Origin of the sequence: Prevotella sp. tc2-28, from assembly GCF_900107705.1 — a bacterium.
Classification (GTDB): Bacteria; Bacteroidota; Bacteroidia; order Bacteroidales; family Bacteroidaceae; genus Prevotella.
The window spans coordinates 176986-191868 of sequence record NZ_FNRE01000006.1; the positions used below are offsets into that span (position 1 = coordinate 176986).

General features: G+C 45.2%; 13 protein-coding genes. 12 read left to right on the top strand and 1 reads right to left on the bottom strand.

The features are described from left to right. Positions 1-38 precede the first annotated feature (38 nt). The 7 genes from mnmG to deoC all read left to right on the top strand — a co-directional run bounded on the left by mnmG (position 39) and on the right by deoC (position 6406). Positions 39-1910 carry a tRNA uridine-5-carboxymethylaminomethyl(34) synthesis enzyme MnmG gene (gene mnmG, locus BLU47_RS07420; protein ID WP_091960553.1) on the top strand — a complete coding sequence of 624 codons (1872 nt, stop codon included), beginning with the start codon at positions 39-41 and terminating at the stop codon, positions 1908-1910. Between the two features lie 59 nt (positions 1911-1969). After that, a complete protein-coding gene (locus BLU47_RS07425) occupies positions 1970-2497 on the top strand; it encodes an adenine phosphoribosyltransferase (RefSeq protein WP_091960621.1) in 528 nt (175 codons plus the stop codon). A gap of 24 nt (positions 2498-2521) precedes the next feature. Continuing rightward, the gene (gene uvrC, locus BLU47_RS07430; protein WP_091960555.1) at positions 2522-4351 is read left to right on the top strand and encodes an excinuclease ABC subunit UvrC; all 1830 of its coding nucleotides are present in this window, start codon (positions 2522-2524) and stop codon (positions 4349-4351) included. Between the two features lie 129 nt (positions 4352-4480). After that, a complete protein-coding gene (gene dtd / locus BLU47_RS07435; RefSeq protein WP_091960557.1) occupies positions 4481-4933 on the top strand; it encodes a D-aminoacyl-tRNA deacylase in 453 nt (150 codons plus the stop codon). A 4-nt stretch (positions 4934-4937) separates the two neighbouring features. After that, a complete protein-coding gene (locus BLU47_RS07440) occupies positions 4938-5186 on the top strand; it encodes a hypothetical protein (protein WP_091960559.1) in 249 nt (82 codons plus the stop codon). Then, positions 5183-5506 (top strand): nucleotide pyrophosphohydrolase, encoded by a 324-nt coding sequence (locus tag BLU47_RS07445; protein WP_091960561.1) that lies wholly within the window; start codon positions 5183-5185, stop codon positions 5504-5506. The genes BLU47_RS07440 and BLU47_RS07445 overlap by 4 nt, the downstream gene beginning before the upstream one ends. 12 nt (positions 5507-5518) lie before the next feature. Next, positions 5519-6406, top strand: a complete 888-nt coding sequence (gene deoC, locus BLU47_RS07450) for a deoxyribose-phosphate aldolase (protein ID WP_091960564.1) — start codon at positions 5519-5521, stop codon at positions 6404-6406. Positions 6407-6422: 16 nt separating this feature from the next. Here the strand turns inward: deoC and BLU47_RS07455 are convergent, their stop codons facing one another. Next, a complete protein-coding gene (locus tag BLU47_RS07455) occupies positions 6423-7400 on the bottom strand; it encodes a polyprenyl synthetase family protein (protein WP_091960567.1) in 978 nt (325 codons plus the stop codon). Positions 7401-7488: 88 nt separating this feature from the next. On the opposite strand from BLU47_RS07455, the gene polA reads away from it, so the two are divergent. The 5 genes from polA to BLU47_RS07480 all read left to right on the top strand — a co-directional run. Continuing rightward, entirely contained in the window at positions 7489-10254 is a 2766-nt protein-coding gene (gene polA, locus BLU47_RS07460) for a DNA polymerase I (protein WP_091960570.1), read from the top strand. A 25-nt stretch (positions 10255-10279) separates the two neighbouring features. Continuing rightward, positions 10280-11671: an arginine deiminase family protein gene (locus BLU47_RS07465; RefSeq protein WP_091960572.1), complete on the top strand. Its 1392-nt coding sequence runs from the start codon at positions 10280-10282 to the stop codon at positions 11669-11671. A gap of 228 nt (positions 11672-11899) precedes the next feature. After that, entirely contained in the window at positions 11900-12829 is a 930-nt protein-coding gene (locus BLU47_RS07470) for a hypothetical protein (protein WP_143025499.1), read from the top strand. A 326-nt stretch (positions 12830-13155) separates the two neighbouring features. Beyond that, entirely contained in the window at positions 13156-13734 is a 579-nt protein-coding gene (locus BLU47_RS07475) for a Crp/Fnr family transcriptional regulator (RefSeq protein WP_091960578.1), read from the top strand. Positions 13735-13859: 125 nt separating this feature from the next. Continuing rightward, positions 13860-14883: pepsin/retropepsin-like aspartic protease family protein (locus BLU47_RS07480; protein WP_091960581.1), on the top strand; the 1024-nt coding region annotated here is incomplete at its 3' end.

Below are 14883 nucleotides of genomic sequence, written 5' to 3' on the forward strand. Positions count from 1 at the left end.
TGGCTGCAAAGTTACAACTTTTTTTGTATCTTTGCAACATGATTCTAAAATATGATGTAATTGTTATCGGTGGCGGACATGCTGGATGTGAGGCTGCAACGGCTTCTGCCAACATGGGAGCAAAGACTTGTCTCGTCACGATGGACATGAATAAGATTGCCCAGATGTCGTGCAACCCTGCCATTGGCGGTATTGCCAAAGGACAGATTGTACGCGAGATTGACGCACTGGGCGGACAGATGGCACTGGTAACAGATGCCACTGCCATCCAGTTTCGGATGCTGAACCGTTCGAAAGGACCTGCGGTATGGTCACCACGTGCTCAGTGTGACAGAGGAAAATTCATCTGGAAATGGAGGCAGATGTTGGACGAGACACCCAACCTCGACATCTGGCAAGACCAGGCTGACGAACTGTTGGTAGAAAACGGTGAGGCTGTTGGCGTGAGAACAATATGGGGATGTGAACTAAGGGCAAAGTCCGTCGTCATTACTGCCGGAACTTTCCTCAATGGCTTGATGCATATCGGACGAAAGATGGTAGAGGGCGGACGTATCGCCGAACCTGCCGTACCCCACTTCACTGAGAGTATTACCCAACACGGCATTCGCTCTGCTCGTATGAAGACAGGTACTCCTGTTCGCATCGACAAGCGCAGCGTACACTTTGAGGATATGGAGCGACAAGATGGAGAGAACGGGTATTATAAGTTCTCGTATATGGGTGAACAGCGTCCCCTTGAACAACTGCCCTGCTGGGTATGCTACACCAACGAAGAGGTACATGAGACACTTCGTAGCGGACTGGCTGATTCTCCGCTTTATAATGGCCAGATACAATCCATCGGACCACGCTACTGTCCGTCGATAGAAACAAAACTGGTCACCTTCCCTGACCGTCCACAGCATCTGCTCTTTCTGGAACCGGAGGGGGAAACCACAAACGAAATGTATCTCAATGGCTTTTCTTCGTCACTGCCAATGGACGTACAAATTGCTGCCCTGAAAAAAATTCCAGCACTGCGAGACTTAAAAGTATACCGTCCCGGCTATGCGATAGAATACGATTTCTTCGACCCTACCCAACTGAAACACTCGCTGGAGTCGAAAGTAGTCAAAGGGTTGTTTTTTGCAGGACAGGTGAACGGCACAACGGGCTACGAGGAAGCTGGCGGACAAGGCACACTGGCAGGTATCAATGCGGCTAGATATTGTAACAACGACGAACCGTTCATCCTACATCGCGACGAAGCTTATATCGGTGTGCTGATAGACGACCTGGTGACTAAGGGGGTAGATGAACCCTATCGAATGTTTACATCAAGAGCAGAATACCGCATCCTGTTACGCCAAGACGATGCAGATGCCCGGTTGACTGAAAAAGCCTACGAACTGGGTATCGCCAAACGGGATCGTTATGAATGGTGGCTAGAAAAGAAGGAGGCGATAGAAAAGATAGAGGAATTCTGTAAAACCTATCCTATCAAACCAAAATTAATTAATAGCGCACTAGAAGCCATCGGCTCTACCCCACTCGTCTATGGCTGTAAACTGGAGGATCTCGTGGCTCGTCCGGAACTGAACTTCAACAAACTCTACCAAATTGTTCCGGATTTAAAAGAACTCATCGACAAGTTGCCTAACCGACAGGAGGAAATTGCAGAAGCCGCAGAAATACATATCAAATACAAAGGTTATATTGAACGAGAGAAAATGGTGGCAGAGAAAATGCACCGACTGGAAAACATCAAAATCAAAGGAAAATTTGATTATCCCAATCTAACGGCAATTTCAACGGAAGCCCGCCAGAAATTAGAGAAGATTCAACCAGAAACATTGGCACAAGCAAGTCGCATTCCTGGTGTGTCACCGAGCGACATTAACGCCATGCTGGTTTTGCTTGGAAGATAAGTTTCACGTGAAACATCATGGCCCTAATACAAAACAATTTATTGATAAAACCTAAGAATATGAACAACAAAATTTTAATGGACAATCTGCGTTGCATACCAGATTTCCCGAAGAAAGGAATCAACTTTCGTGACGTGACCACACTGTACAAAAATGGTGAGTGCCTACAAATCATGTTAAATGAGATGTACGAACTTTACAAAGATAAAGGAATCACCAAAATTGTAGGTATTGAAAGTAGAGGATTCATCATGGCTTCTGCTCTCGCAGGAAAATTGGGCTGTGGTGTAGTACTTGCCAGAAAACCGGGAAAACTTCCCTATACAGTCGTGAAGGAATCTTTCTCAAAAGAATATGGTGTCGATACCATAGAGATGCATCTGGATTCTATCGGCGAAGATGACGTCGTATTGATTCATGACGATTTGTTAGCAACGGGTGGAACAGCAAAAGCTACCTACAACTTGGTGAAACACTTTAATCCCAAGAAGATCTACATGAACTTCATTATTGAAATAAGAGACGAAGGTCTTCATGGCAGAGACGAATTCAAAGATATAGAACTGACAACCCTGATGACTATTTAATGTTTCACGTGAAACAAAAACAAGATGACAAAGGAAGAGAATGAAGCACGGTTGGCCAAGTTAAAGGCAATCGTTAGTGCCCTACCCGAGAAGCCTGGCAGTTATCAATACTATGATGCTGAGGGAACTATCATTTATGTAGGTAAGGCCAAAAACCTAAAGAACCGTGTTTCATCCTACTTCCACACAGAAGTTGACCGATTCAAAACAAAAGTGCTGGTATCAAAGATATGGGATATCAGCTATACAGTGGTCAATAGCGAAGAGGATGCCTTATTACTGGAAAATGCACTGATTAAAAAGTATAACCCTCGGTATAATGTACTGCTGAAGGACGGAAAGACTTATCCCAGCATATGTATTACCAAAGAGTATTTACCCCGTATCTTCCCGACACGTACCATCAATAAAAAAGGGGGTACTTACTTTGGACCTTATTCACACATTTCTTCCATGCAGGCGGTACTGGAACTCATCAAGAAACTCTATCATCCAAGAACCTGTAGACTACCCATCACAAAAGAGGGAATTGAACAGAAAAAATACCAGATCTGCTTAGAATATCACCTCAAAAACTGTGGTGGTCCTTGTGTAGGAAAACAGTCATTACAAGACTACCAAAAGAGTATAGCACAAGCACGGGAAATACTGAAAGGCAATACGCGTCAGGTACTCACCGATATGAAGGATGAGATGATGCGATTAGCAGATGACTTACGTTTTGAAGAAGCCGAGGAAATCAAGCGCAAATATCTCTTGATTGAGAAATTTGTGGCAACCAGCGAGGTGGTTTCACACACCATCAACAACGTCGATGTGCTGTCAATCACCAACGACGAGAAGATTGCTTTTGTCAACTATATCCACGTTTCAAACGGCCAAATAAATCAAAGCTTTACGTTTGAATATAAGAAAAAGCTCGATGAAACAGAAGAAGAACTGCTGCAATTAGCCATTGTCGAGATGAGGGAAAGATTTCATAGTCAGGCGAAAGAAATCATACTGCCACAGGAGATTGATTTGGACATAGAAGGGGTGACTATTACCGTACCACAACGTGGTGATAAGAAAAAGCTCCTGGAACTGTCGCTCATGAACGGTAAACAATATAAGTTTGACCGTTTAAAACAGGCAGAAAAGCTGAATCCGGAACAGAAACAGGTGCGTTTGATGAAGGAACTGCAAGACTTGTTACACCTGCCCAAGATGCCTTATCAAATAGAGTGTTTCGACAACTCAAACATCAGTGGAAGCGATGCTGTAGCAGCTTGTGTTGTCTTCAAGAAAATGAAACCAGCCAAGAGCGATTACCGAAAATACAACATCAAAACTGTTGTCGGACCTGATGACTATGCATCCATGAAAGAGGTGGTATATCGCAGATATAAGCGTCTGATAGAAGAACAACAACCCCTACCCGACCTCATCGTTGCAGACGGTGGAAAAGGGCAGATGGAAGTCATCAGACAGGCTGTACAGGATGAGCTAGGCATCGATATTCCCATAGCAGGACTGGCTAAGAATGACAAACATAGAACCAACGAACTGCTTTACGGATTTCCACCCAGAGTGATAGGCATCAAAGACACTTCAGAACTTTTCAGGGTGCTAACGCAACTGCAAGACGAAGTGCACCGCTTTGCTATCACTTTTCATCGAGACAAGCGTTCTAAGCGCGCTTTACACTCGGAACTAGATGATATCAAGGGCATCGGCCCCAAAACGCGTGACGAGCTTTTAAACGGCTTTAAATCGGTTAAACGAATCCGTGAGGCAGAACTAAAAACACTTGAAAACCTAATTGGTCATTCAAAAGCCCAAATAGTGTATCAATATTTTCATCAAGAAGAATGAAAAACTGTGCTTAGGCTAGAGAATTTTTATTCCCAAGGCAGGGAATATTTTTTTCCCAGTTAGGAAGAAAAAAATAGAGAGACAGGAAAAGATTTGGTAGATTAAAAAAATGTTCGTAACTTTGCAAATATGAGAGCAGTAATACAAAGGGTTACACATGCCAGCGTCACCATCGGAGGAGCCATCAAAAGCCAGATTAATAAGGGCTATCTTATCCTGTTGGGTGTCTGCGATGAAGATGCGATGGAGGATGTAGAATGGCTGGTGAAAAAGATAGCGAACCTACGAGTGTTTGACGACGATAACGCTGTCATGAACCGCTCCATCTTGGACATCCAAGGAGAAGCGCTTGTTGTCAGCCAATTCACCCTATATGCAAGCTATAAAAAAGGGAACCGTCCGAGTTGGTTTCGTGCAGGTTCCCATGAGCACTCTATCCCACTCTACGAGGCTTTCTGCACCCAACTTTCTGAGGCACTAGGCAAACCCGTTGGCACAGGTGAATTTGGTGCGGACATGAAGGTAGAACTACTCAACGACGGACCTGTTACCATTTGTATGGACACTAAAAACAAAGAATAAAAAAATGAAGAAATACTTACGGGAAATCGAAGTCTCTGGACTGATATTAGTCATCATTGGTATCGTTCTTTCATGGATAGTCAATGCAAACTATGGTATGTGGCCATGCCTGACTGGACTGTTCCTGTGGCTAATAACTTTCCTCTATAAAGCCTTCCATTGGAGCGAATATGCACGGGAGAACAAACAGAACATCATGATACTGCTGATAGCGATCATCATTCTTATCCTACAAATGCTCATGAGACTATGACCATAAAAGAAGCGCAACAAACTGTAGACCAGTGGATTAAGACATATGGCGTGCGTTATTTCTCAGAACTGACCAATATGGCAGTACTAACGGAGGAAGTGGGTGAACTAGCTCGTGTAATAGCCCGTAAATACGGTGATCAGAGCTTCAAGCCCGGCGAGAAAGACAATATGGGTGAAGAGATGGCAGACGTGTTGTGGGTACTGCTCTGTCTGGCTAATCAGACGGGTGTCGATTTGACGGTAGAATTGCAGAAAAGCATCGAGAAGAAGACGCAACGCGATAAAGAAAGACATATCAACAATGTTAAACTCAAATAAAACTAATAAGCTATGGAAGAAAACAAGTATGAAAAGGCATTGAGCCTTTACAACTACGACATGACAGACGAACAAGTACGAGAAGCTGTCAAGAAAATCATCGCTGAAAAAGTGCCTCAGAACGATACACTGGAAGTGAAGAAATTCTTGATGGGAAGTGTCGAACTGACTACCCTGAAAACGACCGATTCAGAGGAGAGTGTGATGGCATTTACAGAGCGCGTCAACCAGTTTGACGAGCAATATCCTGACCTACCCCACGTAGCCACTATTTGCGTCTATCCCTGCTTCGCCAAGACAGTTGCTGAGACTTTGGAAGTTGATGGCGTAGAGATTGCCTGCGTAAGCGGTTCTTTCCCCTCTTCTCAGGCACTTATAGAGGTGAAGGTGGCAGAAACAGCATTAGCTGTCAAGGATGGAGCTACAGAGATTGACATTGTAATGTCCGTCGGTAAGTTCCTCAGCGGTAACTACGAAGAGGTTGCTGATGAAATCGCTGAACTGAAGAGTGTCTGTGGTGAAAAGAAGATGAAAGTTATTCTGGAAACAGGTTGTCTGAAAACAGCTTCCAACATCAAGAAAGCATCTATCTTGTCAATGTATGCCGGTGCTGACTATATCAAGACCTCAACAGGTAAACTGGAACCCGCTGCAACCCCTGAAGCTGCCTATGTGATGTGCCAGGCCATCAAGGAATACTACGAAAAGACAGGCATTCAGATTGGTTTCAAGCCTGCTGGAGGACTGAACACCGTGATGGATGCCGTCACAATGTACACCATCGTCAAGGAGGTTCTTGGCGAGCAATGGCTCACAAACCAATGGTTCCGTATGGGTACGTCACGATTAGCTAACCTGTTACTGAGCGAGGTAACTGGTGTAGATACTAAGTTCTTTTAAAGCGTAAAGAAAGGTTTTAATAATTACGCTGGATAACGTAGTCTACATAGGCTGTCAGGGCTTCCTTGACAGCCTTATCTTTTACTTTCTCTTCTATGAAATCAAGACAAAGCTGATGGTATTCAGCCATTTTCTTCTCAGCATATTCAATACCTCCGCTTTGCTTGGTAAACTCGACTAAAACAGCTATTTCATCCTGATTGATGGTGCCTGCCTTCACTTTCTTCGCCAAAGTATTCATAGAATCAAAATCGGTATTGTTCAAAGCATAGATCACGGGAAGTGTGAGTTTACCTTCTGCCATATCATTTCCCGTGGGCTTTCCGATTTCCTTTGAAGTGAAATAATCAAAGATATCATCGCGAATCTGGAACATAATACCCAGGTTCTGACCAAACTTCTTGACCTCTTCGATTTCTTCATTGGAAGCATTGGCAGAAGCGGCACCGATGGCTACACAAGCCTCGAACAAAGCGGCTGTCTTCTGCTTGATGACATCGAAATAGACATCTTCACGGATTTCCTGATTATTAATATTCGAAAGTTGCAGTATCTCACCAGCAGCCAAGGTACGCCCTAGTTCAGCAATATATTTAATGATGCGCTGATTATTCGTAAAAGAGACATTCAGCAGGCCTGTAGATACGATATAGTCGCCTACCAGTACTGCTACCTTATTATTAAATATCGAATTCACCGAGGCTTGTCCACGTCGCTCGTTACTCTCATCTACCACATCATCATGAATCAGCGAAGCAGTATGTATCAGTTCCAGACCGACGGCAGAATACTGGGTAGCATCACTGATCTCACCATAGTTCTTAGCCATCAGCAACATCAAGATAGGGCGCAGACGCTTTCCGGCTTGTTGACGAATGTGTGCCAACACGTCCGACAGCAGTCCATAGTCGTGGACTAAGTTCTGATTAAACAACTCAATAAAGCGGTTTAAATCACCCTCAATAGGTTTCCGAATCAGTGATAAATAATCCATTATTTCGTAATTTTGTGACAAAATTAGTGAAAATAACGCAGATTACCATATTTTTTTGTAATTTTACGCAGAAAATTAACAATATCATATGGAGAAACTATTTCTTTTAGATGCATACGCACTGATTTATCGGTCATATTATGCCTTCATCAAAAACCCTCGTATCAACTCGAAGGGACTCAACACATCAGCCATTGTTGGCTTTCTAAATACGTTAGAGGAAGTGCTCACCAAAGAGCAACCCACACATATCGGTGTGGCTTTCGACCCTCACGGACCAACCTTCCGTAGTGAAGCTTTCCCAGCTTACAAGGCGCAACGTGAAGCTACGCCCGAGGATATCAAACAGGCCGTACCCATCATCAAAGACTTGCTAAGAGCTTATAACATACCTATCCTGCAAGTCGATGGATTCGAGGCTGACGATGTGATCGGTACATTGGCAACGAAGGCAGGCTTACAAGGCATCACCACCTATATGCTGACGCCTGACAAGGATTATGGACAACTGGTAACAGACAACGTGTTCATCTTCCGTCCTCGTCACGGAGGTGGTTACGAGACGATGGGTCCTGCTGAGGTGATGCAGAAATATGGCATTCCATCGACACAATACGTCATTGACCTCTTGGCACTAATGGGTGATTCCAGCGACAACTTCCCCGGATGTCCGGGTGTGGGTGAGAAGACTGCGGTAAAACTGATTAATGAGTTCGGAAGCGTGGAACAACTGCTTAGTCGTACCTCCGAGTTGAAGGGTGCACTGAAGACGAAAGTGGAAACGCACGTCGAAGATATCAAGATGTCGAAATACCTAGCCACCATCCGAACAGATGTTCCCATCGAACTCAACATGGACGAATTGAAACTCACTGACCCCAACGACGACCAATTGAGAAAACTTCTGGAGGAATTGGAGTTTAAGAGCTTCACGCAGAAGATTCTTAAAAAAACTAAAACAATTCAAAAACCTGCTAACGGTCAACTCGATCTCTTTGCAGATTTTACGAGTGAGGGGCCGAGTGAAACTGAATTTTCGAGTTTTGAGACGTTAAAAACAGTGCCTCATAATTACAAACTCGTTGATAATGAGGAAGATTTGAGAAAATTATATGACTTTTTTAGGACAAATGATTTTCTTGTTCTAGATACGGAAACCACTTCGACCACTGCTATTGATGCAGAATTGGTGGGTTTGAGCTTCTCGGTGAAGGAACATGAGGCATTTTATGTTCCTATCCCATCCGACAAGGTCGAGGCTCAGAAAATTGTCGATATCTTCAAACCGCTGTATGAAGATGAGCACATTCTCAAGATAGGACAAAACCTGAAATACGATCTCGAGGTGTTGCGAAACTATGGAGTCGAGTTGCGAGGCAAGATGTGGGACACCATGATTGCCCACTACCTCATCCAACCAGAACTTCACCACAACATGGACTATATGGCTGAAGTATACCTTCACTATCAGACCATTCACATTGATGAGCTCATTGGACCCAAGGGAAAGAGTCAACGTTCCATGCGCGACCTCTCTCCTACTGAGGTCTATGAATATGCTTGCGAGGATGCCGACATCACACTTCAGCTGAAGAACAAGTTGGAACCGGAGTTGAAGCGTCTGGAGTGTGAAGACCTCTTTTATAACATTGAGATGCCTCTGATGCCTGTCTTGGCAGAAATGGAGATGAATGGGGTTTGTCTGGACACGGAGTCGTTGGCAGAAACCAGCAAGCAGTTTACGGCTCGCATGAATGAAATCGAGCAACGTATTTACGAACTGGCAGGCGAGCAATTCAATATCGCATCACCCAAACAGGTAGGTGAGATCCTGTTTGACAAACTGAAGATTGTCGAGAAGGCCAAGAAGACCAAGACAGGACAGTATGTCACTTCCGAGGAAGTGTTGCAACAGCTCAAGAACAAGCACGAAATCGTGGCTGATATCCTGGAACACCGAGGGCTGAAAAAGCTCATTGGCACCTATATCGATGCGCTTCCAAAGTTGATTAATCCGCGTACAGGTCATATTCATACTTCTTTCAATCAAACGATTACAGCCACAGGACGTCTCTCGTCTTCTGATCCTAACCTGCAGAACATTCCTATTCGTGGCGAGGACGGCAAGGAGATTCGTAAGGCGTTTATTCCTGAACCAGGTTGTCTGTTCTTCTCTGCAGACTATAGCCAGATAGAACTTCGCGTGATGGCTCACCTCTCGCAAGACCCACAGATGATTGAAGTTTTCCGCGAGGGTAAGGACCTCCATGCGGCAACAGCTGCCAACATCTATAAGAAGCCTATTGATGAGGTTACACGCGATGAGCGCACCAAGTCAAAACGTGCCAATTTCGGCATCATCTACGGCATCACCGTCTTTGGATTGGCAGAGCGCCTGGACATCCCTCGCGACGAGGCTAAGATGCTGATTGACGGATACTTCCAGACCTTTCCAGAGGTTCACGACTACATGGAGAAATCTAAGGAGGTAGCCCGTCAACAAGGCTATGTCACTACCCTATTCGGACGTCGTCGCTACTTGCCAGATATCAATAGTGCAAATGCTACCGTTCGTGGCTTTGCAGAGCGCAATGCCATCAACGCCCCGATTCAAGGAACAGCAGCCGATATTATTAAGGTGGCTATGATCCATATCTTCAATCGTTTCAAGGCCGAAAATATCCGCTCCAAGATGATTCTCCAGGTACACGACGAACTCAACTTCAGCGTCTATCCAGAAGAGAAGGAAAAGGTGGAGCGTATCGTCCTCGAAGAGATGCAGAACGCCTTCCACATGGCTGTTCCTCTCGTGGCTGATTCCGGCTTCGGTGAGAACTGGCTTGAAGCACATTAAAACACTTAATCTAAAGCGCTAAAAAATGAAGCATTTTTTATTTGCACTTGCTATTACCTCTATGATGCTCTGTCCAATGGGAGCAGAAGCACAAGAGACCAAGGAAATGAAGTATCCACAGGCCGAATGGACCAAGGCGGGCGATATCTTGATGCATACACCGGGACAGGAACTTTTTAACGGAGTGATTCACCCTAAGGCAGGACTTTTTGATAACTATTTCGACGTGGATAAGGCTGCCGATGAACACAAGGGTTATATTAGTATGCTGGAAAAGAACGGCATTCGAGTTCACAAAGTTACTGATATTCTGAACGAGGTGGGCATCGACACGCTGCAAACACTTGCAACCAGTGTGCTGGTATACGACGTGAGCGCCATTCCCGATGAGGACCAGACAGCATCCGAAAACTACAGAAAGGAAGTGCTCTCGAAGATGAGTCGTCAGGACTTGATTCGTTGCATCATGCTCCAACCTACAGTGAAACTGTCGAAGACTGACAACAATACGGGTTATGAGGCTCAGTACATTCAAAACCCGCTGATGAACATGTATTTCACACGCGACCAGAGTATCACAACACCTCGTGGTCACATTATCTGTAATATGAACAGCAGTCAACGCGCTCCCGAGACGAAAATCATCAAGACTTGCTACGAACATCTGGGTCTGAAACCTATTTTACAAATCAGTGGTGAAGGACGTTTGGAGGGTGGCGACTACATCCCTGCAGGCACCGTATCGTTTATCGGTTGCGGTATGCGCACCAACGAAGCGGCTATTAAGTACATGTTGGAAAAGGATGCCTTCGGACACGATACGGTGGTGGTGGTGAAAGACCATAAATTATGGCAGATGCAGATGCACCTGGATACTCACTTCAATATCATCGACAAAGACCTCTGTACGATGGTAAGCAGCAGATTGAATGCGGAGCCGGGCACAAAAGAGTACAACACTTGCGACATCTGGGCACGTAAACCTGGCACGCTGCCTTATACGAAAATAAAGGAGGACCAGCCCTTTGTGAAGTATATCCAGGAACGCGGCTTCACCATCATTCCCATTGACTATGATGACGAGATGCACTATGCCAACAACTTCCTGACAATTGCCCCACGCCATATTATGGCTGTTGCAGGACAGTCGGAGACCTTACAGCAGCGTTTCCGTGATGCTGGGGTAACAGTAGAATGGGTGCCTCTGGAGAGTCTGATAGACGGTTTCGGGGCTGCTCATTGCATGACACAGGTGTTACAGCGTGAAGCCTACGAGGGCAATACTCCAACTGGCATTCGTCAAATAAATACGGTCAAAACTGATGACCAGACAATCTATAACCTAAGCGGTATGAAAGTATCGAATCCCACAAAAGGTGTCTATGTCAAAAACGGACGTAAAGTCATTATTAAATAGAACAAAATACAGGGACTATCGTTATCTATTAGAGTCCAAGCTAATCACGGCGTGAAACATGTATCTGTCCCAGTAGTTTCAAATAAGAAAAATCGTTCAAGGTAACGTAAAAATGTTACCTTGAACGTTTTTTTTTATTCTATGTAACATTATTGATAGTACTTATTGTAATTTGATACTAATTTTGCAGCAACAAAAATTAATATTAACTCTAAAACAACAACGCTTATGAAAAAAGTATTTTTACTCGCAATGCTCTTCGCAGCTACAGTTTGTAACGCACAGGTAGTTCTGTGGGATGGAACGGACAAGGAAGTCGGTTCGGACGGAGGTTTCTGGAACCGTGCAGATCCTACTGTGGTAGAAGAAGATGGCAACAAGATAATGAAGTTCACGCTGAAAGCTAACCCTGGTGGCTGGGACGACGAGCACCACAACGCAGCACTGCCTGTTGGCGATGTAGACTTCAAGGCACTGCGCCGTTTGACCATGCGCCTGAAAATGACTGATGCACACAATGTGCTGGTACAGCTTGAGGGTAAGGATGGTGCCTATAATGCTGAGCGTATAGCATGGTACGATGGTGGTGACGGATGGCAGGTTATGGTTTATGAGTTCGCTGCCGGTCCTGACAACGAAAAGGTTACGGATAATGGTAATAACGTGCTGGCTATCTGGCCTTTTGAAAAGACGGCCCAAGGTGAAGGTAAGACCTTCTATGTGGATGACATCAAATTAGAGGGTACGATGGTGAATGGCAAGGGCATTCTTGCATGTGCCGACAATTCGCTGACAGGTGAAGTCAAGGTGACTGGTGTCATTGGAAAGGGTACCTATCAGTGCACATGGGATGGCGACTGGCATCAGGAGGCTTACGACGACTATGCTCTGCTGGCTAAGAAACTGGCTTCTACAGCAACTGTTCTCGACGTCTCAGAAGCTGGCCGTTGGGACGAGGACTGGACAGCCATTCAGGCTAAGTGTCCTGGCATTGTAATCCGTACTGATGCTACTGGTATTGCCAATGTAGCAAAGAGCCAAGAGCTGACTGCCAACAGCCAATACTTCAACCTCGCTGGTCAGCGTGTTGCTAACGGCCAAAAGCCAACTGCTAAAGGCCTGTATATCGTCAATGGAAAGAAAGTTATTGTTAAATAGTTAGGATTGTTTAGTAGTTTTTTTTGATGAAAAGATTGTTAGTTAGTTAGCGCAGATCTGAGTCCCCTAATCTGTTTAGCCAATATGCAAAGAACCCGATGCGCTCACGGAGATGCATCGGGTTCTTTGCATAGCATATAGGTTGGGATTATTTCACCACAAGACCTTCGTTATCTATTAGAGTTCAAGCGACTCAGTGCGTGAAACAGTACCCGTCCCAGTGTTTCACCTTTTGTTCAGACTTTCACCCCCGATAGCATTTTTTGTCTTGCTATGAACGCTTTCGTGGGAATTTTAGTAACTTTGCAGCCAAATAGCCACTGACGATGGAACAGAAATTCGGGAAAAACAGTATCGACATTGAGGCGCTGCGAGAGTTTTGCGAGTGCGAGGGCAAGGAGGTGACTTACCGCAAGGGCGATCAGCTGGAGCGCGAGGGCGACCCCGCACGATGGTTCGGCTTTGTCACCGAAGGGTGCTTCAAGTATGTAACGTATGGCATCAGCGACGACAAGGAGCATATCACATGGTTCTCGTTCGAGGGTGAATTCGCGGGCGACTATCCCAACTGCCTCGACGGTCGTCCATCGCAGACTACAATCAAGGCGATGATGCCCAGCCGCTTGCTCCGTGTGAGCGGCGAACAGTTGATGGACTTTTTCCGTCAAGACGCTGAGAAGATGGAGTTGCGCAGTGTCATAGCTGAGCATCTACTCAGTCAGGCCCGCGCCTGCTACCTCGACCTCCACCGCGCCTCAGCCCGCGAGCGCTATGAGTTGCTGCTGCAGCGTTGTCCCGGCATTGTTGAGCATCTTGCCTTGCAAGACCTCGCCTCGTTCCTCTGCATCACCCCGCAGATGCTCTCCAAAATTCGCAAAAACATCTCTTTCGGAGCACAAAAATAGCATTTTTACAAAAATTCACTGAAACTAGTTTCAGAGTTTCACCCCCGGCATCCGATTTTCGGTCATGTCGGGGGCTTTTTCGTGGGACTTTCTGTAACTTTGTGGCTCAAAACGTATAAAAAACAATGATTATGAACAGGAAAACCATCATCACCATTCTGCTCGCCCTCGTTGCAATGACTTCTATCGTGGCTCAAGACATGATAAAAACCGCAACGGCTCCAATTAGTTTTTCAAAGAAAGATTTTGCTGACACCATCAAGATAAAGGTGATAGATGGAGCAGTCGTTGTGCCTGTAGAGATAGAAGGGCAAACCAGAAACCTGCTTTTTGATACAGGTTCGCCGCTTGGATTATGGCAAGGACAGAAAGAAGCCTGGATGAGACAGTTCACAACGGACAGTCTGACGTTTGGTGATATCAACAAGAGAAGTCGTAATCAAATCATCTATCAGTTCCCAACCATCAAGATGGGAAATCTCCAGATAGAAAACTATCCGATGATAGTGGAGGATGCGATGAGTGAGTTTACATGCAATAGGTTTGACGGTATCATTGGTTTCAATTTGGTCGGCAAAGGTCTTTCGTTCAAGTTGGATACGAAAGACAGTCTGCTGATAGTCACCGATAGGAAGAAGTTCTTTGCTGAGGAAGAAAAAGGACAGCCTACCGCCAAATACAGAATGAAGCGGGCATACTGTCCGTTGGTTTATGTCGATTCACCTTTCGGATGGATAGAAATGGTATTTGACACTGGTGCCTTGAATACATGGCTTGCCCTGTCTCAAGAAGATCTGGACCGTTGGTTTCAGAAAAATCCAAAGAAGAGAAAACTGCTTGATGACTTGACATTACAGACGGACACTACTATCAATACGAGTTGGGGATTATACGGTCTGTCCACAGATACCCTTGTAGGCAGACTTCTTCACTTCACAAAGATAAAGATAGACAAGCTACCTGTCAACGACCTATACATCACTACGGCACACCCGACTATGCGAGTAGGGAGCGCAGTATTGAAACATGCCTCATTGATTATTGACGCTCCCAAAAAGCAGTTCGTATTTATGCCTCATAACGGACAGGATATCACGGTCGGTAATAGCGAGACTGGCAGCGCCTCATTTATCCCTTCAGAGGCAGGCG